We start from the raw sequence: 21,022 nt of genomic DNA on the forward strand, positions 1-21,022 counted from the left end.
GGGAGGGATGGCCAATCGGTCATCCCTCCCTTCATATGCGGCGCACCTGCGTTTATGCGATAAACGTGATCGGGGCCGGCAGATCGACTCCCGAACCGTCACGACGCATGTCGGGAGCAGGCAGCGCCACCGGGGAACCGGATTCGGTGGAGGCGTGCAGCGGATAGGCGCCAACCCAGGCGAGGATCAGCGTGTTCTGTCCCTTGAGGAACCGCTGCGAGCGCACGCCGCCCGTGCCGCGGCCCTTGGTCGGATACAGTTCGAACGGCGTGACCTTTGCCGAACCGTTCTCCGTACCGGCCAACGCGTCCTTGTCTCCCGCCACCGTCAGTACCACCGTGCCGGAACCGGCCGCCGCATCGTCGTCACCATCACCGCCGGTCCATGCGATCTTGCCGGCCGGCACCACGTTGAACGACAATGCCACGCACTCGTCGGCCAGACGGATGCCTGCCATACCGGCCGCCGTACGTCCTTGCGGACGCACGTTCTTCGCTTCGAACGTCAGCAGCGAGGAATCGGACGAAACGAACACGAGCCGGTCATCGTCCGCGGCATCCGCGGCGGTCAACACACGATCCCCGTCTTTCAGATCGATCACGTTCCACGAATCCATCGTGGTCGGCGCCTCGCGGTTCCAACGTTTCACTACGCCTCCGCGAGTGCCGATCGCCAGCGGCGGCAGATCGGTCACCGCATTGCCCGACGCGTCGCGCCCGGCCGCGAACTCGGGCTGTTCCACCCCGTTCAGCGTGCCGGTCAATGCCACAGCCGCCACTACATGCTCGCCATGCACCGGCTCGGTGCTTTCGGTCATGCCGATCAGCTCGTCCGCGCGCACGCCGCCGGTCACGCTCAACGATTCCGCCGCGGGCAGGTTCGGCAACTCCACCACATGCGCCAGCACCAGTCGGCCGGCCGACGTGACCAGGCCATACGAGGAACGTGTGGACGTGCGGATGATCGACACGATCTGATCATCCGGCTTGCGCGGATCGGATAGTGAACGCGACTCCCACACATCCCATGCGGTCGGAGACATGCGTGCGATCAGTCCGGATGCGCTCAGCATCACCACGCACGGCTCGTCGTCGATCTGCAACGCGGCCGCCGTCAGTGCGGCGCCGTCCTCGCCGGCCTTCTTCGCGGCCGCCGCGGCCGCCGCCACATCGGCCGCGGCGCTCGATAGCCTCGTTGCGGTACGCGCGGCCTCCAGCGCGGCGGACGATGCCGCGTCATCGCCATGAGCCGTCACCGGCGTCAGCGTCCCGTCCGGCCCCTCGTCCAGCAGCACCGTGCGCCGTGGCGAACCGTACGCCGCCACGGCCTCGTCCATCTCGCGAACCACCACGCGGTCCAATTCTTCACTGGACGCGAGGATGCGCTCCAGCTCCTCGATGCGCTGCTTGAGATCGTCGCGCTCCGCCTCAAGCTCAATGCGGCTCATCTTCGTCAAACGCCGCAGACGCAGGTCGAGAATGTACTGCGCCTGGATGTCGTCGAGGTCGAACACCGCAATCAGGCGATTCTTCGCCGCATCCGCATCCTCGGACGTGCGGATCACTTGGATCACCTCGTCGATGTCGAGCAGCGCCAGCAGCAGTCCCTCGACCAGATGCAGCCGTTCCAGCGCCTTCTTGCGACGGAACTCGCTGCGCCGGCGCACCACCACGCGACGATGGTCGATCCACACTGAGAGCATCTCCTTCAAGCCCATCGTGTGAGGGCGACCGTCCACCAGCGCCACGTTGTTCATCGTGAAGTTGTCCTGCAACGGCGTGTTGCGGAACAGCTGCGCGAGCACTGCGTTCGGATCGAACCCGGTCTTCACCTCGATCACGAGCCGCGTGCCGTTATGCCGGTCCGTCAGGTCGATCGCGCCCGAAATGCCCTCCAGCTTATGGTTCTTCACGCCTTCCGAAATGCGCTCGAGCACGCGTTCGGGGCCGACCATGTACGGCAGTTCGGTCACCACGATCGCCTTTTTGCGGGCCGTCACGTTCTCGATATGCGTCTTGGAACGGGTCGTCAGCGACCCGCGGCCCGTCTCGTACGCCTCACGGATGCCGTCACGGCCGATGATGATGCCGCCGCCCGGCCAATCCGGGCCCGGCACGTAGCGCATCAGCTCCTCAAGCGACGCCGTCGGATACTTCATGAGATGCTTCGCGGCCGCGACCACCTCGCCGAGATTATGCGTCGCCATGTTCGTGGCCATACCCACCGCGATGCCCGAACCGCCGTTGACCAGCAGGTTCGGGATCGCCGACGGCAGCACGGTCGGCTCCTTGAGCTTGTTGTCGTAGTTCGGCGTGAAATCGACCGTATCCTCGTCGATGTCCGCGTTCATACCGAGCGCCGCCGGCGCAAGACGCGCCTCCGTGTAACGCGATGCGGCCGGGCCGTCGTCCAGCGAACCGAAATTGCCATGGCCGTCCACCAGCGGCAGCCGCATCGCGAACGGCTGGGCAAGACGCACCATCGCCTCGTAGATCGCCGAATCGCCATGCGGATGCAGCTTGCCCATCACTTCGCCGACGACACGCGCCGACTTCATGTACGGACGATCCGGATTAAGGTTCATCTGGCCCATCTGATAGACGATGCGCCGCTGCACCGGCTTCATGCCGTCTCGCGCATCGGGCAGCGCACGTGCGTAGATCACCGAATACGCGTATTCGAGGAACGACTTGCTCATCTCTTCGTTCAACGGCGTTTCGACGATATGCTCCTTGACCTTGCGCAGATCATAGGCGGGCTGTGCCGGCTTGCGATGCGATGCCATGCGTACGTGCTCCCCACTGTGTCGATGGATGTCGATGGTCCCGAACAGGCCGGATTCACACCGGCCAACCGCACCATAATATCGGACCCGCACGCCAAGCCGCGAGAAATTCACCCCGCAGTGATTGAATGGGAGCCATGAGTGTGGAAGTCCCGGACATGGAAGAACTCTTGCGATTCGCGCCGGTCGCACGATACGACGATCACGACCCCGGCCGAACCGGCCCGGCCGATGCCGCGAATGGTCATGACGGCGGCGAGGGCACGCGCGGAGGAGCACTGCACCTGTCGGCCGTGCTGCCCGCCGTCAGCGCCGCCATCGGCCACCCCATCGCCACAGCCATCCACCATGATCCCACTGCGGCGCAACGCGCGCTCGGACTGCCCGACGCGACGTCCGCGATCGTGGTGCTCGTCGACGGACTCGGATACTGGAACATCGCCATGCGGCTCGGCCACGCACCCTACCTGCGCTCGCTGATGAACGAGCCGGCCAACCAGCGGTCCATCGCCACCTGCGCCCCCAGCACCACGACCGCCGCGATGGCCGCGTTCGGCACCGGTACCTGTCCGGGACTTACCGGCATGGCCGGCTACACGCAACTCAATCCCTACAACGGCAAGCTCTGCCAGCTCATCCAATTCACCGACGCGCCCGACCCGGCCGACCTGCAACGCCAGCCCACCGTCTTCGAGCGGCTGCGCGCGCAAAACGTACGCGTCACCAGTTCGGGTCTGCCGAAATTCAAGAACTCGCCGCTGACCGAAGCCGCATTGCGCGGCAGCGATTACATCGGCTCCGTCACCCCGCGCGACCGCGTCATGGCGGCCTGCAACGCGGCGAAGACGCCGGGACTGACCTACCTGTACATCCGCGACGCTGACAAGATCGGCCACGGCCATGGCTGGGATTCCGACAAGTGGATCGCCGTGTTCGAGCGCATCGACGCGCAGCTCGCCCTGCTCAAACGCAGCGCGCCGGCCGGCACCCTGATCGTCATCACCGCCGACCATGGCATGATCACGGCCGACCCCGGCCAGCGGATCGACATCGCCGCGGAACCCGAACTCAGTCGTGGCGTCGCCGTGGTCGGGGGAGAGCCACGCTCGCTGATGCTGTACGCGCAGGACGGAGAGCATCCCACCGGCATCGCGGCCCGATGGCGAAACCGTCTCGGTGATCTCGCACTGGTGCGTACCAAGGACGAGGCGATCGGTCAGGGACTGTTCGGCCCGGTGGACGATCGCATCCGCCCGATGCTCGGCGATGTGATCGTTTCGGCCCGGCAGGCCGTCACGATCGTGGACTCGCGCATCCAATCGGACAAGGCCATGCAGCTACCGAGCGTGCATGGCTCGCACAGCTGGCTGGAATCGGACATCCCCTGCCTGATCGACGTGGCGTAGCCGGATCTTCTGCCCATGTGACTCGGTTCGGTCCCACGCGTCGTGATCCGTTGGGCTGGCAGTTTCAGTCGCCGAACAGGATCTCGTCCCAGCTGGGCATGGGGGAGCGGCCGGACTTGCGCTTCTCCGGTTTGGCAAACGCCGGCGGAACGTCGGACGGCGTTTGCGGACGGGACTGCTCATCGGACGATATCTCGGCCTGATCATCGCTCGCCGCGGCAGATTCCACGGTCGTCTCGTCGCCGTCCTCATTCGTATGACGGACAGCCGATGCGTCGGCCTGCGACTGGGATGCGGCATCAGCGTGGCTGGCGTCGCCCGACGCGGCTGCTGTGGATTGCGCCGTTGCCTTGCTCGCGTCGTCCGACGGATGCGCGAATGGGGAGACAGACGGCTGATGCGCCATGCTCCACTGCGATACGGTACGTTCGATGCGTGCCGATCGGATCGAATCACCCGGCAAATTCGCCGCGCGCGTGCCGTCCGAGGGGACGGCCGCTTCGCCGCGCGGCTCGGTCCGCCTCGGCTCGGGACGTTCTCCCAGCAGCTGTTTGGCGGTCGCGTTCACGCAGGTCACCGCGTTGTCGTGCATGTTCCATGTCCATTCGGCGGTCAGTTCGCGGTTGGCGGACATGAACCGCGCCACGATCCGCCATGGTTCCAGACCACGACGGGTCGCCTGCCAGGTGATCGACTCCATGCCGATGCGCGCCGTGGCCAGCGTATGCTCGATCAGGTCGGCAAGTGAATGCAGCCGGCTGCTCTTCGGCGCCGGAACCGCCAGGAACTGTTCGATCGCGTACTGCTTCTCGGTTTCGACGGCTGCCGAAAAACGCCTCACCAGCGCTTCGCTCAGGTGATAGCGCTCCGCGACCTTCGCCGGATCCGCGCCGGCGCGGATCAGCGACTGGATCTGCGATATCGGCAGCGTGGCCGTGGCCTGCGGCTGCACGGGCTGCGCTTCCGAGCGGATCTGCTTGGCTTCGAGGATGGCCCGTTCCAGCGTGTCGTCCACGGCGACGGAAAAACGCGCGTCGCCGACCGCGAACACGAGGTTGCCCGCGCTGTCGACATGGTCGAAACTGGCTTGCTCCAGCGGATTCTCAGGCATTCGCACCACTTTCCTCGTTCAACGGGCATCTCGTTTCTATTGTGCCCTACGTGTCGTATTTTACGAGTATTTCGAATCATGTATCCTATGCCACGTAAAAGTCATGTATTCTATGGCGCAGAAGAAGTCACTTCGACGAAAGGACCACGATGGCTCAGGATTACGATTCCCCTCGTAACAAGGACGAGGACGAGGAGTCTCTGCAGGAGCTCGGCAAGGGATCGCAGAACTCCTCCAGCGACATCGACGACGATGAGAACGCCATCGCCGAGGACTATGAGCTGCCCGGCGCCGATCTGAGCAACGAGGACGCTTCGGTGACCGTCATCCCGATGCAGAGCGACGAGTTCCTCTGCTCCGAATGCTGGATGGTCAAGCACCGCAGCCAGCTGGCGTACACCAACGAAGACGGACAGCCCGTCTGCAAGGAGTGCGCCGCCTGATGGCGATTGACGAGACCTACAACGAGCCGGAAACCGTCGAGGTGCTGGTCAAGTCCCTCGACCCGGAGCATCCGGCGGAACTGTTTTACGCCCATGCCGGCGACGCCGGCGCGGATCTCATCACCACCGAGGCGGTGACGCTCAAGCCGTTCCAGCGGGCGCTCGTGCCCACGGGCGTGGCCATCGCGCTGCCCGCCGGGTACGTGGCGCTCGTGCACCCGCGTTCCGGCCTGGCGGCCAAACAAGGGGTCACGGTGCTCAACGCGCCGGGCACCGTGGACGCGGGCTATCGCGGCGAAATCAAGGTGCCGCTGATCAATCTCGATCCCGAGCACACCGTTGAATTCAAGCCCGGTGACCGCATCGCCCAGATGGTCATCCAGCGTTACGCCGAGGCGAAGTTCATTCCGGCGGACGTGCTGCCGGGGTCGGACAGGGCCGAGAAGGGCTTCGGATCGACCGGCGTGTCGTCGTGACCCCATGGCGCGACGGCGCGCGAAGAACACGGTAGGATAGGCACATACACGAGGGCAGGTGGGAGTATGGCAAACGCAGAGAACGATTACGCGGCGGCGCGCAAGCTGGGTTGCGAAATCAGCGATGATCCTGTCAACCCGCTCAAGCCGATCATGGAGGCGTGCCGATTCCACCACCCGGGTGAGGATCTGTCGATTCTCGAACGCGCCTACCGCCGCGCCGTGACCCAGCATGCGCCGCAGCGCCGCAAGTCGGGCGAGCCGTACATCATCCATCCGCTTGCCGTAGCCCAGATCCTCGCCGATCTGGGCATGGGCCCGCTTGTTGTGGCGGCCGGTCTGCTGCACGACACCGTGGAGGACACCGACTACACGCTCGATGAATGCCGCGCCGAATTCGGCGACACGGTCACCGGACTGGTCGACGGCGTCACCAAGCTTTCCAAGATGGAATACGGCGATTCGGCCCAGGCCGAGACGATCCGCAAGATGGTCGTCGCGATGAGCCGAGACGTGCGCGTGCTCGTCGTCAAACTCGCCGACCGCGTCCATAACGCGCGCACATGGCGGTACGTGAAGACCTCCGGCGCGCAGAAGAAGGCGCGCGAGACGCTCGACGTCTATGCCCCGCTCGCCAACCGGCTCGGCATGAACGCGATCAAGACCGAGCTCGAGGAACTCAGCTTCAAGGTGCTCTATCCGAAGATCTATAACGAGATCGTCGTGCTCGTGGCGCGTCGTGCCGGCCAGCGTGACGTGTATCTCAAGCAGATCCTCGCCGAGATCAACGAGGATCTCGACGCGCAGCACATCAAGGCATATGTGACCGGCCGTCCGAAGGACTACTTCTCGATCTACCAGAAGATGATCGTGCGTGGCCACGATTTCTCCAACATCTACGATCTGGTCGGCGTGCGCATCATCGTCGACACGATCCAGGACTGCTATGCGGCGCTTGGCGCCGTGCACGCGCGATGGAGCCCGGTTCCCGGCCGGTTCAAGGACTACATCGCCATGCCGAAGCTCAACATGTACCAGTCGTTGCACACGACGGTCGTGGGGCCGGGAGGCAAACCCGTCGAGATCCAGATCCGCACCTGGGACATGCACCGGCGCGCCGAGTTTGGCATCGCCGCCCATTGGAAGTACAAGGAGAACGGTCAGGCCGGCCGTGCCCTGAGCTCGCCGGACAAGTCCGATCTCAAGCGGGGCGGCGGCGAGAACCAGGAGCTGAGCGAGGCCGACAACCTCAAGTGGATCCAGCAGCTCGCCGACTGGACCTCCGAAACCCCCGACTCCAATGAGTTCCTCGGCTCGCTCAAGGAGGATCTCGGCGCGGCCGAAGTGTACGTGTTCACGCCGAAAGGCAAGATCGTCTCCCTGCCGGCCGACGCCACACCGGTCGACTTCGCATACGCCGTGCACACCGAGGTCGGTCACCGTACGATGGGCGCACGCGTCAACGGCAGGCTCGTGCCGCTCGATACGAAGCTCGAGAACGGCGACACCGTCGAGGTGCTCACCTCGAAGTCCGAGACCGCCGGCCCGTCGCGCGACTGGCTGAGCTTCGTCAAAAGCCCGAAAGCACGTAACAAGATCCGCCAGTGGTTCTCCAAGGAACGCCGCACCGAGGCGATCGAGGAGGGGCGCGATGAGCTGACGCGTGCCATGCGCAAGCGCAATCTGCCGATCGCCACACTGCTGACGCCGAGTGCATTGGTCGGCGTGTCCGACGAGCTGAACTTCTCCAACCCAGACAACCTGTTCGCCGCGATCGGCGACGGCCAGATCTCCACGCAGAACGTCATCGCGCACCTTGTCAAGGACGCGGGCAGCGACGAGGTGGACGAGGAGGTCGAGCAGGAGGCGCTGCCGCTGCGGCAGGTCGAATCCACGAAGAAGACCACCAGCTCCCTCGGCATCTCGGTCAAGGGCGTGGGCGACGTCTGGGTCAAGCTCGCACGCTGCTGCATGCCGGTGCCCGGAGATCCGATCATCGGCTTCATCACGCGCAACCAGGGCGTGTCGGTGCACCGCGTCGACTGCCAGAACATGATAGACCTGAAAAAACGCCAGCCCGAACGCGTCGTGGACGTGCAATGGACCAGCACCAAGGGCCTGTTCATGGTCAAGATCCAGGTGGAGGCGTTGGATCGTCAGCATCTGCTGAGCGACGTGACCCGCGTGCTTGCCGATCACGGCGTGAACATCATCTCCGGCGCGCAGGCCACCGGCCGAGACCGTGTGGCGATCAGCCAGTTCAGCTTCGAAATGGCTGATCCGCAGCATCTGAACCGGCTGCTGGCCGCCGTGCGCAAGATCGACGGCGTGTTCGATGTGTACCGCATCACCGGCGCCAAGGACTCGCAGGAGCCGAGACTGCGCAAGATGCAGGAGTAGCGTGTCTGACGCTGGTGTCCGCGTCCCGGATGCTGCCGACCATCTGTGACGAACATCGGTCGGTGGCATCTGGGACACTGTATCGCTATGAGTACTATCGTCATGCATACCTCAGAAGGTGACATCAAGATCAACCTGTTCGACGACGAGACCCCGGTCACCGTCAAGAACTTCCTCGGCCTGGCCACCGGCGAGAAGGAGTGGGCGGACCCGTTCACCGGACAGCCCTCGCACGAGCCGTTCTACAACGGTCTTACCTTCCACCGCATCATCAAGGACTTCATGATCCAGGGCGGCTGCCCGCTTGGCACCGGCACCGGCGGCCCGGGCTACGACTTCGACGACGAGATCGTCCCCGGTCTCAAGTTCGATCGCCCGTACCTGCTCGCCATGGCGAACGCCGGTCTGCGCCGCGGCCGCGACGGCAAGATCCACGGCACCAACGGCTCGCAGTTCTTCATCACCACCGTGCCGACCCCGTGGCTCGACGGCCATCACACGATCTTCGGCGAGGTCGCCGACGATGAGTCCAAGAAGGTCGTCGACAAGCTCGAGGCCGTGCCGACCGACCGTTCCGACGCCCCGCTCGAACCGGCCATGATCGAATCAGTCGAAGTACTGTAAGTCGTCGGATGGCCACTTTCCGGCGGCCGACTACCATGCAAGCTCCCGCCCGTCGGGAGCTTGTCGCATATCAGAACCAATTCACGCCGTCAGCGGGCGTACACCGTGGGGGAGCCGGTCAGCCGTTCGCGTGCCGACTGCGGAATGGATCGAAACTGCCTGACGATGCCTTCCATTGTCGTCTGCGAGGTGACGTTGCCGTTGCGGTCGTAGCGTCGTGCGTTGCTGGTGCGTGCCACCTGAGCCAATGCGGGGCGTCGTTTATGTGTGAACCACATGATTGCCTCGATTCCTTAAAGATCGTTCGTCTTCCAACGGTTTTCATCATGGCCGATTCGGTCGTGACACACCATCGGGGACATTCCCCATTCTTCCCTGAATCAAGGCCGGCCGCCCTCATCCGCATGGGTGATCTTCCGCGTCGGTCACATGCGTGTGGGTATTGAACGTCATCCTGCGGAATGACGGGAATACACGCTCCTAGCGTCGCTTCGGCACTCCGGCATCCACGAGTTTGCGTTCCAGACGTTCCGGGTGCATCAGATCTTCGTATTCGAACCGTACGATACGAGTCACTCCTTGAGCCAGCAGGTGGGTTTCTCGTTCCCGCTCGGCGTGCACTTTTGCCTGAATGGTGCGGCGTCGCGCGTCGCTCAGCACATACTTGCCCATGCCATCGTATTCGCCGACGATCGTTGAGCCGTCCGGTAACTCCCACAGGAAATCCACGCGATACGGTGCTTCCAAGTTCGTGGGATTGGGAAACTCCCGCTGCAACTGCGGCACCATGAACCCATGGTCGACCATCACCGCCCTCGCCAGCGATTCGCCGCCGTTCTCGCTGAGGGGATCGGCATATCTGCAGAGTCGGACAACCGTTGCGCTGTCCTGTCCCATCTCACGGCATAGCTCCGGCAGTCCGCTTAGGTCCACGCCGTGCCGCGCGGCCGAGTCGAATATCGGCAGCATCTCTCGGAACGAATATCGCTGCGCGCAGTCGATCAGCGTGCGCCGCGCGCCGGTCACGCACAATCCATCGACGACGGTTGACGGGACGTCCGGCATGTACAGGCGATGCACCATGCCGGATGAACGTCTTGGTCCGACGTACGGGTCGGCTACGAATACGGATGCATTCCGATGCAGTGCGTACTGATGTTCGAATCCGTGGGCGCAGACCGCCGTCAACCCGGCGAACACCCATCGGGGATGCAACTTGGCCAATGCGCGCGCCGTGTGCAAATGCTGCTGGTGGGGCGTCAAGGAACGCCAGTAGCCGCTCTTGACATATACGTTGCGATGCGGACGTTCCAGCGATCCTTCACGCGCTCGCCGTAGCAGGGCACGACGATCCCGGTCGGTGAGGCCGACGGCGCATCGCCGCTCCTGTTGCGCCGCGTCCATTATGTCTTCGATTCGTCGATTCATTCTCATGCATTGGACGATACGGCATACGGCAGGGAGAAAGAGCGATATTCGACCACTGTGGTCGAACGCTGTTAGGTAAACCGTTTTATGTGGATAACTCGCCTCCACATACAATTCAATGCCCATCCTCGGCGTCTGCATAACCGTACAGGCGGCAAGGATGTCTGTACGGTTATGCGAAATCATCTGCAAAACCGTACAGACAGCCTCCCGTAGCGTACGCTTTTGCAGAAACTGTCGGCAAAAGTCGGCAAAAGCGTATATGAGAAAGAATTGTGCGTACGTTTCCGCCGGTACCTCAGCAAGAACGTACATGGGGACGCGCGCAATGTACGTTCTTGCTGACGAGTTAGACGAAAACGTACGGATGGGCGACTGGCTTCCGCAGCCGCGTGTCAACGACGGTGAGGGGCGCTATCAGAGCACGCCGAAATGAAGCAGGGCATTGAGGATGCCGTCGTGGTCGACGTCGTCGGTGATGTAGTCGGCGGCCTGCTTGGCCGGCTCGGTGGCATTGCCCATCGCCACGCCGATGCCCGCGAACTCGAGCATCGTCGCATCGTTGCCGCCGTCTCCGAACGCGATCGTCTGCTCGCGGGTCCATCCGTAATGACGCATGAACCGTTTCATGCCCTCTGGCTTGCCTCCGTCGGCGGGAATCAGGTCGGTGAAATCGGGATGCCATCGCACGCCCTTGACATTGCGGCACAGGGCGGTCACCTCGGCCTCCTGCTCCGGCGTGATGTACGGACTGATCTGGAACGTCTCAATGCTCATCGCCCGCTCGTGCGGATCGTCCACATGCACGGCCGGCGCGGTCTTGCCCAGCTGCGCCCATGTGCGGCGCATCGCATCGGTGATCTGGTTGAAGTACACGTAGTCCTTCTCGCAGAAGTTCGCCACCACGTCCGGATGCGCATCCAGCCAGCGGATGATCGTCGCGATGTCAGGCCTATCCAGCGACTGCTTCTCCAGAAAACCGTGGTCGTCGAAGCAGTACTGGCCGTTCAGGCCGACGATGCCGTCGAACTTCACCGGGATCGTGTCGAGCACGACCGTCATATGCGAGGGCGCGCGGCCGGTGCAGATGAACACCTTCACGCCGCGTTCCTGTAGCTGATGCAGTGCGTCGATGGTCGACTGCGGCACGATGTGCGTGATAAAGCTCGTCAATGTGCCGTCGATGTCGAAGAATGCGGCGCGGATGCCGCCGCCATCGGGAAGCCGAACACCGACAGTCGGATCGATCATGGTCATGGCACACCTCCGCCTCACGTAACGAAAAACCTACCGTCCAGTGTACGGTCCAGCCGTCCCGAGATGAGATGCGGCGGCACGTCGTATGATGGGGGCGTTGCGGCAAACGCCAATCCGCAGCCGACAAGGGCAATGGACGGCTGCCAAGTCATAGGGGGCATTATGACCGAACACATCACCATCGGCGACGACCTGATCGCCATCCGCCACTACCTGCACGAGCATCCCGAACGCAGCTTCGAGGAACACGACACCACCGCGTATCTCAAACGGCAGCTCGAGGACCACGGCATCACCGTGCTCGACACATCGCTCGAAACCGGCTGCGTCGGCCTGATCGAAGGGGAACGCCCCGGTCCGCGTATCGCGCTGCGCGCCGACATCGACGGATTGCCGATCAATGAGGAGAGTGGACTGCCATTCACTTCGCTCAACGACGGCGTGATGCACGGCTGCGGACACGACCTGCACATGAGCGGCCTGCTTGGCGCCGCATTCTGGCTCGCCGACCACCGGGACAAGATCGCCGGCAGCATCAAAATCGTATTCCAACCGGCCGAAGAGCTCGGCATGGGCGCGCGCAGGGTCATCGCCGCAGGCGTGGCCGATGACGTCGAGGCGATCATCGGCACGCACAACAACCCGAACTACGCGCCCGGCCAGATCGCCATCGGAGCTGAGCCGATGATGGCCGGCTGCGTCAAATTCAAGGTCACCCTGCACGCGCAGGGCACCCACGCCGGCTACCCGCAGAAGGGCACCGGCCCGATCGAGGCGCTCGCCACGATGATCCTGTCGCTGCAGACCATCGTCAGCCGCAACATCTCGCCGTTCCACGCGGTCGTGCTGTCCATCACCGAAGTGCACGGCGGCCACGTATGGAACGTGGTGCCCGCCGAAGCCGGATTCCAAGGCACCGTACGCTTCTTCGACACCGGCGACGAGCAACTGGTCCACCGCCGCTTCGAGGCCGAGGTCAAGCACACGGCCGAAGCGTACGGCATCGACGCGGACGTGGACTGGGACTGCATCCAGATCCCGCTGGTCAACGACACGTCGCTCGCCGAGGCGGTCGCCGCCGACGTGCCGCAGTACGCCACGCTCAAGCCGATCCGCGCCAGCATGGCAGGAGAGGATTTCGTGGAGTTCGGCGTCAAATCGCGGCTGGTCTTCGCGTTCATCGGCTCGAACGGGCAACCCGGATGCGCCGACTGGCATAGCCCGCATTTCGTCGGACTGGACGGGGCGATCGAACCGGCCATGAACTTCTACGTCAACGCCGCACTGCGCGTGCTTGACGAACTGCGATGACGACAGACGAAACAGCCGCGTCGGACATAGCGGAAACGATAAAGCCGGCATTCATCGCGTTGCGGTAAAACACGCGCATTACACTAGGCACCATGACACAGATTCGTTTCGCACTCGCCCAGATCGACACCTGCGTCGGCGACCTCGACGCCAACGCCGACAAGATCATGCAATACGCCCACCGCGCCGCGCAGCACCACGCGCAGGTCGTCGTCTTCCCCGAAATGACCCTCACCGGCTATCCGATCGAAGACCTCGCCCTGCGCCGCACCTTCCGCAAGGCCGCATGGGACAAGGCCAACTGGCTCGCCACCGAACTCGCCGCCGACGGACTCGGCGACCTGTATGTGGCGGTCGGCACCGTCGGCACCGACCACGCCTCCGACAAGCCGCGCAACCGCATGGTCGTTCTGCACGACGGTGTGGTCTGGGCCGGATACGACAAGCACTTCCTGCCCAACTACGGCGTGTTCGACGAATTCCGCATCTTCGCGGCCGGCGACCGATCCGTCGTGCTCGACGTGGATGGCGCGCGCGTCGGCGTGGCCATCTGCGAGGACATCTGGCAGGACGGCGGCCCGGTCGCCGAACTCGCCGGCCGCGATATCGACGTGCTCATGACCATGAACGGCTCGCCGTACGAGGAGGGCAAGACGCACGTGCGCCACGAACTCGCCGTGCGCCGCGCCGCCGAAGTGCATGCGCCCGTGATCTACGTCAATCAGGTCGGCGGCCAGGACGACCTCGTCTTCGACGGCGGCAGCTTCGTCGTCGACGCCGACGGCACGATGCTCGTGCGCTCGCCGATGTTCATGGAGCATCTCGCCTTCTTCGACCTCGACACGACCGCCGAACGCCAGCAGGCGGGCGAGATCGTGCCGGCGATGGATCCGGACGAGGAGGTGTACACGGCCTGCGTGCTCGGACTCAAGGACTACATGGCCAAGAACCATTTCCACGGCGTGTGTCTCGGCCTGTCCGGCGGCATCGACTCCGCGCTCGTGGCCGCGATGGCCGCCGACGCGGTAGGCGGCGAACACGTGCAGGGCATCTCCATGCCGTCCATGTATTCGTCCGACGGTTCGAAGGATGACGCGGCCGACCTTGCGGCCAACATCGGCGCGAAATACGACATCCAGCCGATCGAACCGCTGTTCAACGCCTACCAGCGGCAGCTCCATCTCGAAGGCGTGTCCGCCGAGAACCTGCAGGCGCGCATCCGCGGCGTCATCGTCATGGCCTACTCGAATTCGAAGGGACTGCTTGCGGTGGCCACCGGCAACAAGTCCGAACTGGCGTGCGGTTATTCGACGATCTACGGCGACGCGGTCGGCGGCTACGCGCCCATCAAGGATCTGCTCAAGACGCGCGTGTGGGAGCTGAGCCGCTGGCGCAACCGCGCGGCCGCGGCCGGCATGGGCATCGGCGGTCTGCACGTCGTCGGCAACGAGCAGGGCGACCCCGGCAAGCCGTTGCCCGGCGGCGTGATGATCCCGGTCAACTCGATCGAGAAGGCGCCGAGCGCCGAACTACGCCCCGGCCAGAAGGACTCCGATTCGCTGCCCGAATACGAGCTGCTCGACAAGGTGCTTGCCGCATACATCGAGCACGCGCACGGCCGCGCCGACCTGTTGGCCGACGGCTTCGACGAGAAGACCGTGGACACCGTGATGCGGCTCGTAGACCGTGCCGAATGGAAGCGCCGCCAGTATCCGTTGGGGCCGAAGGTCACCGCGCTGGCGTTCGGCCGCGACCGCCGTCTGCCGGTGACGAACGCGTTCCGCGAATAGAACGATCGCAGCATGATTCGGCCGCGCGCGTTCCTGACCTTGGGCATGTGCGCGGCCGTTTGGCGACAAGAAGGGGAACACATATGAGCGACAAGGAATGGTATTTCAACACTGTCACCGAACAGCCGGAACTGGGCAAGCTCTCGCCCATCGGACAGCGGATGGGACCGTACAAGACCCGTCAGGACGCGCTCGATGCATGGAAGATCGTCAAGGAGCGCAACACCGTGTGGGACGAGCAGACCCGCGAATGGAACAAATGGGGATCCGGCTCGTCCGCGGATGACGGGGATTGATGAGATCCCATGCAAGGGGGAAGGCTGGCAGGAATGCGGCCTTCCCCCTTGCATATTCCGGCATTCCGCCTCATCCGCTTCGGCGGCCTGACGGTTATGACAAGAGCGGCCACGATGGAATGTGAGATAGCTCACTGCTGATTCCAGCGCTTTCCCAGATTCGTTCAACTACAATGCATAAATGAAACAGCAACGACAAGGATGCGTTGCACCGCCACGACACCAAGGAGTGACATGACAGCAGTTGAGAATGCAGTCTCTCAGGAGGAACTCGAAGCCCAGGCGTGGGCCGGCTTCACCGAGGGCAACTGGCAGAAGGACATTGACGTTCGCGACTTCATCCAGAAGAACTACACGCCGTACACCGGCGACGAGTCGTTCCTCGCCAACGCCACCGAGAAGACCAAGCACCTGTGGAAGTACCTCGACGACAACTACCTGGCTGTCGAGCGCAAGCAGCGCGTCTACGACGTGGACACTCACACCCCGGCCGACATCGACGCCTTCCCGGCCGGCTACATCGAGTCCCCGGAGGTCGACAACGTGATCGTCGGCCTGCAGACCGATGAGCCGTGCAAGCGCGCCATGATGCCGAACGGCGGCTGGCGCATGGTCGAGCAGGCCATCAAGGAGGCCGGCAAGGAGCCGGATCCGGAGATCAAGAAGATCTTCACCAAGTACCGCAAGACCCATAACGACGGCGTCTTCGGCGTGTACACCAAGCAGATCAAGATCGCCCGCCACAACAAGATCCTCACCGGTCTGCCGGATGCCTACGGCCGCGGCCGCATCATCGGCGACTACCGCCGCGTGGCCCTGTACGGCGTCAACACGCTGATCAAGTTCAAGCAGCGCGACAAGGATTCCGTGCCGTACCGCAACGACTTCACCGAGCCGGAGATCGAGCACTGGATCCGCTTCCGCGAGGAGCACGACGAGCAGATCAAGGCCTTGAAGAAGCTCATCAACCTCGGCAACGAGTACGGCCTCGACCTGACCCGCCCGGCGCGCAACGCGCAGGAGGCCGTGCAGTGGACCTACATGGGCTACCTCGCCTCCGTCAAGAGCCAGGACGGCGCCGCCATGTCCTTCGGCCGCAACTCCGCGTTCTTCGACTGCTACATCCAGCGTGACCTCGACAACGGCACGCTCGACGAGACCGGCGCCCAGGAGCTCATCGACAACATCGTCATGAAGCTGCGCATCGTGCGCTTCCTGCGCACCAAGGATTACGACGCGATCTTCTCCGGCGACCCGTACTGGGCGACCTGGTCCGACGCCGGCTTCGCCGACGACGGCCGTCCGATGGTCACCAAGACCTCGTTCCGTCTGCTCAACACCCTGACCCTCGAGCATCTCGGACCCGGCCCGGAGCCGAACATCACCATCTTCTGGGATCCGAAGCTGCCGGAAGGCTACAAGAAGTTCTGCGCCAAGATCTCCATCGACACCTCGGCCATCCAGTACGAGTCCGACAAGGAGATTCGCGCCCACTGGGGCGACGACGCGGCCATCGCCTGCTGCGTGTCCCCGATGCGCGTCGGCAAGCAGATGCAGTTCTTCGCCGCCCGCGTCAACTCCGCCAAGGCACTGCTGTACGCGATCAACGGCGGCCGCGACGAGATGACCGGCATGCAGGTCATCGACAAGGGCGTGATCGAGCCGATCGCCCCCGAAGCCGACGGCACGCTCGATTACGAGAAGGTCAAGGCCAACTATGAGAAGGCCCTCGAATGGCTGTCCGAGACCTATGTGATGGCGCTGAACATCATCCACTACATGCACGATAAGTACGCATACGAGTCCATCGAGATGGCTCTGCACGACAAGGAGGTGTACCGCACCCTCGGCTGCGGCATGTCCGGTCTGTCGATCGCGGCCGACTCGCTGTCCGCCGTCAAGTACGCCAAGGTGTACCCGATCTACAACAAGGACGCCAAGGACCTGCCGGGCCACGAGTACGAGTACGTCGAGGGCGCCGATGACGATCTGGTCGTCGGCTACCGCACCGAGGGCGACTTCCCGGTCTACGGCAACGACGACGATCGCGCCGACGACATCGCCAAGTGGGTCGTCTCCACGGTCATGGGCCAGGTCAAGCGCCTGCCGGTCTACCGCGGCGCCGTCCCGACCCAGTCCATCCTGACGATCACCTCCAACGTGGAGTACGGCAAGAACACCGGTTCCTTCCCGTCCCGCCACAAGAAGGGCACGCCGTACGCCCCGGGCGCGAACCCGGAGAACGGCATGGACTCCCACGGCATGCTCCCGTCGATGTTCTCGGTCGGCAAGATCGACTACAACGACGCGCTGGACGGCATCTCGCTGACCAACACGATCACCCCCGACGGCCTCGGCCGCGACGAGGACGAGCGCATCAACAACCTCGTCGGCATCCTTGACGCGGGCAACGGCCACGGCCTGTACCACGCCAACATCAACGTGCTGCGCAAGGAGCAGCTCGAGGACGCCGTCGAGCACCCGGAGAAGTACCCGCACCTGACGGTGCGCGTCTCCGGCTACGCGGTGAACTTCGTCAAGCTCACCAAGGAGCAGCAGCTCGACGTGATCTCCCGTACGTTCCACCAGGGCGCCGTCACCGAGTGACGAATCCCGGCGTGAGCACCACGCGGCAGTAACCAGTTGAAAGGGGTGGAGCGCCATGCTCCGCCCCTTTCTCGATGAAGGAGGACGACGATGCCCGACACCACGCAATTCCGCACCACGACCCGGCACATGCTCAAAGAGTCGAAGACCTACGCCTCGCAGACCCTCATGGGCGGCCTGTCCGGCTTCGAATCGCCGATTGGCCTCGACCGGCGCGACCGCATCGAGGCGCTCAAGACCGGCGACATCGGATTCGTGCATTCATGGGACATCAACACCTCCGTCGACGGGCCGGGCACGCGCATGACCGTGTTCATGTCCGGCTGCCCGTTGCGCTGCCAGTACTGTCAGAACCCCGACACGTGGAAGATGCGCGACGGCCAGCCGGTGTACCTCGACGCGATGATCAAGAAGGTCGCCCGTTACGCCGACCTGTTCAAGGCCACGCATGGCGGTATCACGTTCTCCGGCGGCGAGTCGATGATACAGCCCGCGTTCGTCTCGCGCGTGTTCCGTGCGGCCAAGGAGATGGGCGTGCATACCTGCCTCGACACATCCGGCTTCCTCAACAGGAACTACACGGACGAGATGATCGACGACATCGACCTGTGCCTGCTCGACGTCAAGTCCGGCGACGAGGAGACGTACCACAAGGTGACCGGCGGCCTGCTGCAGCCCACCATCGACTTCGGCCAGCGTCTCGCCAAGGCCGGCAAGAAGATCTGGGTGCGCTTCGTGCTTGTGCCCGGACTCACCTCGTCCGAGGAGAATGTCGAGAATGTCGCGAGGATCTGCGAGTCATTCGGCGATGCGGTCGAGCACGTCGACGTGCTCGGCTTCCACCAGCTTGGCCGGCCCAAGTGGCACGAACTGCGCATCCCGTATCCGCTCGAAGATCAGAAAGGCCCGAGCGCCGCGCTGAAGAAGCGCGTGGTCGAACAGTTCGAATCGCACGGCCTGACCGTGTACTGATCTGCGGTCGGTCGGCGTTCGATTGATCGTGGGCCGTCGGGCCGGCCGATTTTTCCGGACGGCTCGACGGCCCATACGATGTTTTTGCATGTTCCCGCGTGCCGATGCGATGCGTGATGCCGTCCATGCCGTAGCCTTGGACTATGGCTGAGATTTTCGCTTTTTCCTCGGCGGACGGTCAGACGGCGACGACGCCGCAACGCAAGGTCGCATCGTTCCCGCGTCCGGACGGCATCCCCGATGAGGTGTGGCATGCCGTCGAATCGGTGCGCGCGATGCGGCGCGTGCGGGGCATACGCTACTGCGAGATCCCCGTTCCCGAATCGGCGGCCGACTATGGCATCGGCGTGTCGTTGGCGTGCGCGGCCGATGACGCCGGCCGACCTGCCGCGCAGGGCTGGATCATGGTGCTGTACCGGCACGATATTCCCCGCACGTGGCGCTCCCGCTGGCGGTGCGTGGCCTATGCGGATCTGCCGGGCAACAATGGCACGGCGACTGCCGCCCGGTATTGGAGCGATGCGCGCGGGTATCTGAAACCGCCCTCGTGCGCCGGACTGAACGGTACGGTGACGATCAAACAGGATACGGCATTCCCCCCGACCGGCGATGTCGCCGGCACAACGGAGACCGGCGGCCATGCCGGCAACGGCGTCGGTTGCGAGTTGCGGGTATCATGGACGCCGCTTGACGATAGAGAACATGGGTTGGATGCCGGCGAACAGATACGGCTGTGGGCACGGTTCATCCGATCCATGTCAGTGACCGAGGAGGAACCGTTCCGTTGACTGACGAGCCGAGACTGCAGGCTGAACCACGCGGCGGTGTGCCGGATGTCACTTCGACCATCGCCGGATACCACGCGGTATGCGAACGGTTCGCCGCGGCCTCGGGATCGCTGGCGGCCGACGCGGAACGTGCGTCGGGATTCCGGTACAGCCATGAGGACTGGCTCATCCAGTTCAAACGCGACGGCGCGGGCATAGCATTGCTTGACCCGATCGCGCTGACCGGGCTCGGAGCAGACTGGAACGAATTCAACGATGCGGTCGGAAATGCGACGTGGATCCTGCACGATTCGCTGCAGGATCTTCCCGGTTTCGCCGATATCGGATTGCGGCCGGCGTCACTGTTCGACACGGAGATCGCGGCCCGGCTGCTTGGCTTGCACCGATTCGGGCTCGCCGCCGTCACCGAGCATTATCTGGGCATCACCCTCGCCAAGGAACATTCCGCAGCGGATTGGTCGTACCGTCCGCTGCCGCGCGACTGGCGCAACTACGCGGCATTGGACGTCGAACTGCTCATCGAGCTGGAACGGCTCATGCGCGCCGATCTCAAGGCCCATGGCAAGGAGCAGTGGGCCGAAGAGGAGTTCACATACGCGCTGGCCGAGGGGATGGGGCCGCGTAAGATTCATCCGGTGCCGTGGATGCGCATATCGCATATCAGCAGACTCAACCGCGACATGCAGGGGCTGGCCATCGCCAAGGCGCTGTGGGAGGAACGCGACCGTCTTGCACGGCAATACGATATCTCTCCGGCGTTGCTGCTCGCCGACTCGTCGATCATCGAAGCGGCAGTGAAGAAACCGCATAACGCACGCGAATTCCGGGCGATCCGTTCCCTGAACGAGCGGGTGCGCATGAACACCGGTGGCGAACAGGACAAGATGTTCGAACGGTACGCGCCGATCCAGCGCAAGGTCAAGCCGTCCGTATGGCGCGAAACGATCCGTCAGGCGCTCGCTCTCAAGCCGGACCAGTGGCCGGTCATTCCCGCGCCGTCCCGCGACGACTCCAACGGGGGAGGAGGCCCGCGTTCGCTCAAGGTGTGGGAGGCACGTCATCCCGAACGATACAAGCGTCTGCAACGCGTGCGCAAGGTCATCAACCAGATCGCCGAGGACACGCGCACGCCGCCCGAAATCATCGTCAAACCGCAGATCATCCGCAACCTGTGCTGGAGCGAGGACCCGCGCCGCATCGACGTCGCGGACTTCCTTTCAGCCCAGGGCGCACGCGACTGGCAGGTCCGGCTGGTTGCGGCGTCCGTGAGTAGGGTTATCATATAGAGGTTGCCCTTAGGGCAGAACTATGACAGTAACGACTTTTCA

At 63.8% G+C, this 21,022-nt stretch carries 17 protein-coding genes; 12 read left to right on the forward strand and 5 right to left on the reverse strand.

The features are described from left to right. Window positions 1-52: 52 nt before the first annotated feature. Entirely contained in the window at window positions 53-2,785 is a 2,733-nt protein-coding gene (locus tag JS541_RS10905) for a DNA topoisomerase IV subunit A (protein WP_214374530.1), read from the reverse strand. 137 nt (window positions 2,786-2,922) lie between these two features. Here JS541_RS10905 and JS541_RS10910 point away from each other — a divergent pair, with 137 nt between their 5' ends. Next, the gene (locus JS541_RS10910) at window positions 2,923-4,191 is read left to right on the forward strand and encodes an alkaline phosphatase family protein (RefSeq protein WP_214374531.1); all 1,269 of its coding nucleotides are present in this window, start codon (window positions 2,923-2,925) and stop codon (window positions 4,189-4,191) included. Between the two features lie 64 nt (window positions 4,192-4,255). On the opposite strand, the gene sepH is transcribed toward JS541_RS10910, so the two are convergent. Next, a complete protein-coding gene (gene sepH, locus JS541_RS10915; RefSeq protein WP_214374532.1) occupies window positions 4,256-5,302 on the reverse strand; it encodes a septation protein SepH in 1,047 nt (348 codons plus the stop codon). 149 nt (window positions 5,303-5,451) lie between these two features. Here sepH and JS541_RS10920 point away from each other — a divergent pair, with 149 nt between their 5' ends. From JS541_RS10920 to JS541_RS10935, 4 genes are all read left to right on the forward strand, one after another. Continuing rightward, the gene (locus tag JS541_RS10920; RefSeq protein WP_214374533.1) at window positions 5,452-5,745 is read left to right on the forward strand and encodes a DUF4193 domain-containing protein; all 294 of its coding nucleotides are present in this window, start codon (window positions 5,452-5,454) and stop codon (window positions 5,743-5,745) included. Beyond that, on the forward strand, window positions 5,745-6,221 hold the full coding sequence (dut, locus tag JS541_RS10925) for a dUTP diphosphatase (protein ID WP_214374534.1): 477 nt from the start codon (window positions 5,745-5,747) through the stop codon (window positions 6,219-6,221). The genes JS541_RS10920 and dut overlap by 1 nt, the downstream gene beginning before the upstream one ends. Before the next feature lie 66 nt (window positions 6,222-6,287). Next, window positions 6,288-8,621: a bifunctional (p)ppGpp synthetase/guanosine-3',5'-bis(diphosphate) 3'-pyrophosphohydrolase gene (locus JS541_RS10930; protein WP_214374535.1), complete on the forward strand. Its 2,334-nt coding sequence runs from the start codon at window positions 6,288-6,290 to the stop codon at window positions 8,619-8,621. An 87-nt stretch (window positions 8,622-8,708) separates the two neighbouring features. Beyond that, on the forward strand, window positions 8,709-9,245 hold the full coding sequence (locus JS541_RS10935) for a peptidylprolyl isomerase (RefSeq protein WP_214374536.1): 537 nt from the start codon (window positions 8,709-8,711) through the stop codon (window positions 9,243-9,245). Between the two features lie 89 nt (window positions 9,246-9,334). Here the strand turns inward: JS541_RS10935 and JS541_RS10940 are convergent, their stop codons facing one another. The 3 genes from JS541_RS10940 to JS541_RS10950 form a co-directional block, all read right to left on the reverse strand. After that, window positions 9,335-9,523, reverse strand: coding sequence for a hypothetical protein (locus JS541_RS10940; protein WP_214374537.1), 189 nt, complete (start codon window positions 9,521-9,523; stop codon window positions 9,335-9,337). Window positions 9,524-9,725: 202 nt separating this feature from the next. Beyond that, window positions 9,726-10,799 carry a hypothetical protein gene (locus JS541_RS10945; RefSeq protein ID WP_214374538.1) on the reverse strand — a complete coding sequence of 358 codons (1,074 nt, stop codon included), beginning with the start codon at window positions 10,797-10,799 and terminating at the stop codon, window positions 9,726-9,728. Window positions 10,800-11,090: 291 nt separating this feature from the next. After that, window positions 11,091-11,924, reverse strand: a complete 834-nt coding sequence (locus tag JS541_RS10950) for a Cof-type HAD-IIB family hydrolase (RefSeq protein ID WP_214374557.1) — start codon at window positions 11,922-11,924, stop codon at window positions 11,091-11,093. 168 nt (window positions 11,925-12,092) lie between these two features. Between JS541_RS10950 and JS541_RS10955 the strand changes: the two genes are divergently transcribed. The 7 genes from JS541_RS10955 to JS541_RS10985 all read left to right on the forward strand — a co-directional run bounded on the left by JS541_RS10955 (window position 12,093) and on the right by JS541_RS10985 (window position 20,980). After that, on the forward strand, window positions 12,093-13,241 hold the full coding sequence (locus JS541_RS10955) for an amidohydrolase (protein ID WP_214374539.1): 1,149 nt from the start codon (window positions 12,093-12,095) through the stop codon (window positions 13,239-13,241). Between the two features lie 92 nt (window positions 13,242-13,333). Further along, a complete protein-coding gene (locus JS541_RS10960; RefSeq protein WP_214374540.1) occupies window positions 13,334-15,031 on the forward strand; it encodes an NAD+ synthase in 1,698 nt (565 codons plus the stop codon). An 83-nt stretch (window positions 15,032-15,114) separates the two neighbouring features. Then, window positions 15,115-15,327 (forward strand): hypothetical protein, encoded by a 213-nt coding sequence (locus JS541_RS10965; RefSeq protein WP_214374541.1) that lies wholly within the window; start codon window positions 15,115-15,117, stop codon window positions 15,325-15,327. A 234-nt stretch (window positions 15,328-15,561) separates the two neighbouring features. Then, window positions 15,562-17,934 (forward strand): formate C-acetyltransferase, encoded by a 2,373-nt coding sequence (pflB, locus tag JS541_RS10970; protein WP_214374542.1) that lies wholly within the window; start codon window positions 15,562-15,564, stop codon window positions 17,932-17,934. Between the two features lie 90 nt (window positions 17,935-18,024). Next, complete coding sequence (gene pflA / locus JS541_RS10975; RefSeq protein WP_214374543.1) at window positions 18,025-18,906, forward strand: pyruvate formate-lyase-activating protein; 882 nt, start codon at window positions 18,025-18,027, stop codon at window positions 18,904-18,906. Window positions 18,907-19,049: 143 nt separating this feature from the next. Then, a complete protein-coding gene (locus JS541_RS10980; protein ID WP_214374544.1) occupies window positions 19,050-19,694 on the forward strand; it encodes a DUF3000 family protein in 645 nt (214 codons plus the stop codon). Next, window positions 19,691-20,980 carry an HRDC domain-containing protein gene (locus tag JS541_RS10985; protein ID WP_214374545.1) on the forward strand — a complete coding sequence of 430 codons (1,290 nt, stop codon included), beginning with the start codon at window positions 19,691-19,693 and terminating at the stop codon, window positions 20,978-20,980. The genes JS541_RS10980 and JS541_RS10985 overlap by 4 nt, the downstream gene beginning before the upstream one ends. Window positions 20,981-21,022 lie beyond the last annotated feature (42 nt).

Source organism: Bifidobacterium sp. SO1 (assembly GCF_018555335.1).
Classification (GTDB): Bacteria; Actinomycetota; Actinomycetes; order Actinomycetales; family Bifidobacteriaceae; genus Bifidobacterium; species Bifidobacterium simiiventris.

Excerpts from the sequence above, each read along its gene's own strand:
- JS541_RS10905 (WP_214374530.1), bottom strand. The coding sequence starts at position 2,785 with ATGGCATCGCATCGCAAGCCGGCACAGCCCGCCTATGATCTGCGCAAG.
- JS541_RS10910 (WP_214374531.1), top strand. The coding sequence starts at position 2,923 with ATGAGTGTGGAAGTCCCGGACATGGAAGAACTCTTGCGATTCGCGCCG.
- sepH (WP_214374532.1), bottom strand. The coding sequence starts at position 5,302 with ATGCCTGAGAATCCGCTGGAGCAAGCCAGTTTCGACCATGTCGACAGC.
- JS541_RS10920 (WP_214374533.1), top strand. The coding sequence starts at position 5,452 with ATGGCTCAGGATTACGATTCCCCTCGTAACAAGGACGAGGACGAGGAG.
- dut (WP_214374534.1), top strand. The coding sequence starts at position 5,745 with ATGGCGATTGACGAGACCTACAACGAGCCGGAAACCGTCGAGGTGCTG.
- JS541_RS10930 (WP_214374535.1), top strand. The coding sequence starts at position 6,288 with ATGGCAAACGCAGAGAACGATTACGCGGCGGCGCGCAAGCTGGGTTGC.
- JS541_RS10935 (WP_214374536.1), top strand. The coding sequence starts at position 8,709 with ATGAGTACTATCGTCATGCATACCTCAGAAGGTGACATCAAGATCAAC.
- JS541_RS10940 (WP_214374537.1), bottom strand. The coding sequence starts at position 9,523 with ATGTGGTTCACACATAAACGACGCCCCGCATTGGCTCAGGTGGCACGC.
- JS541_RS10945 (WP_214374538.1), bottom strand. The coding sequence starts at position 10,799 with ATGGGCATTGAATTGTATGTGGAGGCGAGTTATCCACATAAAACGGTT.
- JS541_RS10950 (WP_214374557.1), bottom strand. The coding sequence starts at position 11,924 with ATGATCGATCCGACTGTCGGTGTTCGGCTTCCCGATGGCGGCGGCATC.
- JS541_RS10955 (WP_214374539.1), top strand. The coding sequence starts at position 12,093 with ATGACCGAACACATCACCATCGGCGACGACCTGATCGCCATCCGCCAC.
- JS541_RS10960 (WP_214374540.1), top strand. The coding sequence starts at position 13,334 with ATGACACAGATTCGTTTCGCACTCGCCCAGATCGACACCTGCGTCGGC.
- JS541_RS10965 (WP_214374541.1), top strand. The coding sequence starts at position 15,115 with ATGAGCGACAAGGAATGGTATTTCAACACTGTCACCGAACAGCCGGAA.
- pflB (WP_214374542.1), top strand. The coding sequence starts at position 15,562 with ATGACAGCAGTTGAGAATGCAGTCTCTCAGGAGGAACTCGAAGCCCAG.
- pflA (WP_214374543.1), top strand. The coding sequence starts at position 18,025 with ATGCCCGACACCACGCAATTCCGCACCACGACCCGGCACATGCTCAAA.
- JS541_RS10980 (WP_214374544.1), top strand. The coding sequence starts at position 19,050 with ATGGCTGAGATTTTCGCTTTTTCCTCGGCGGACGGTCAGACGGCGACG.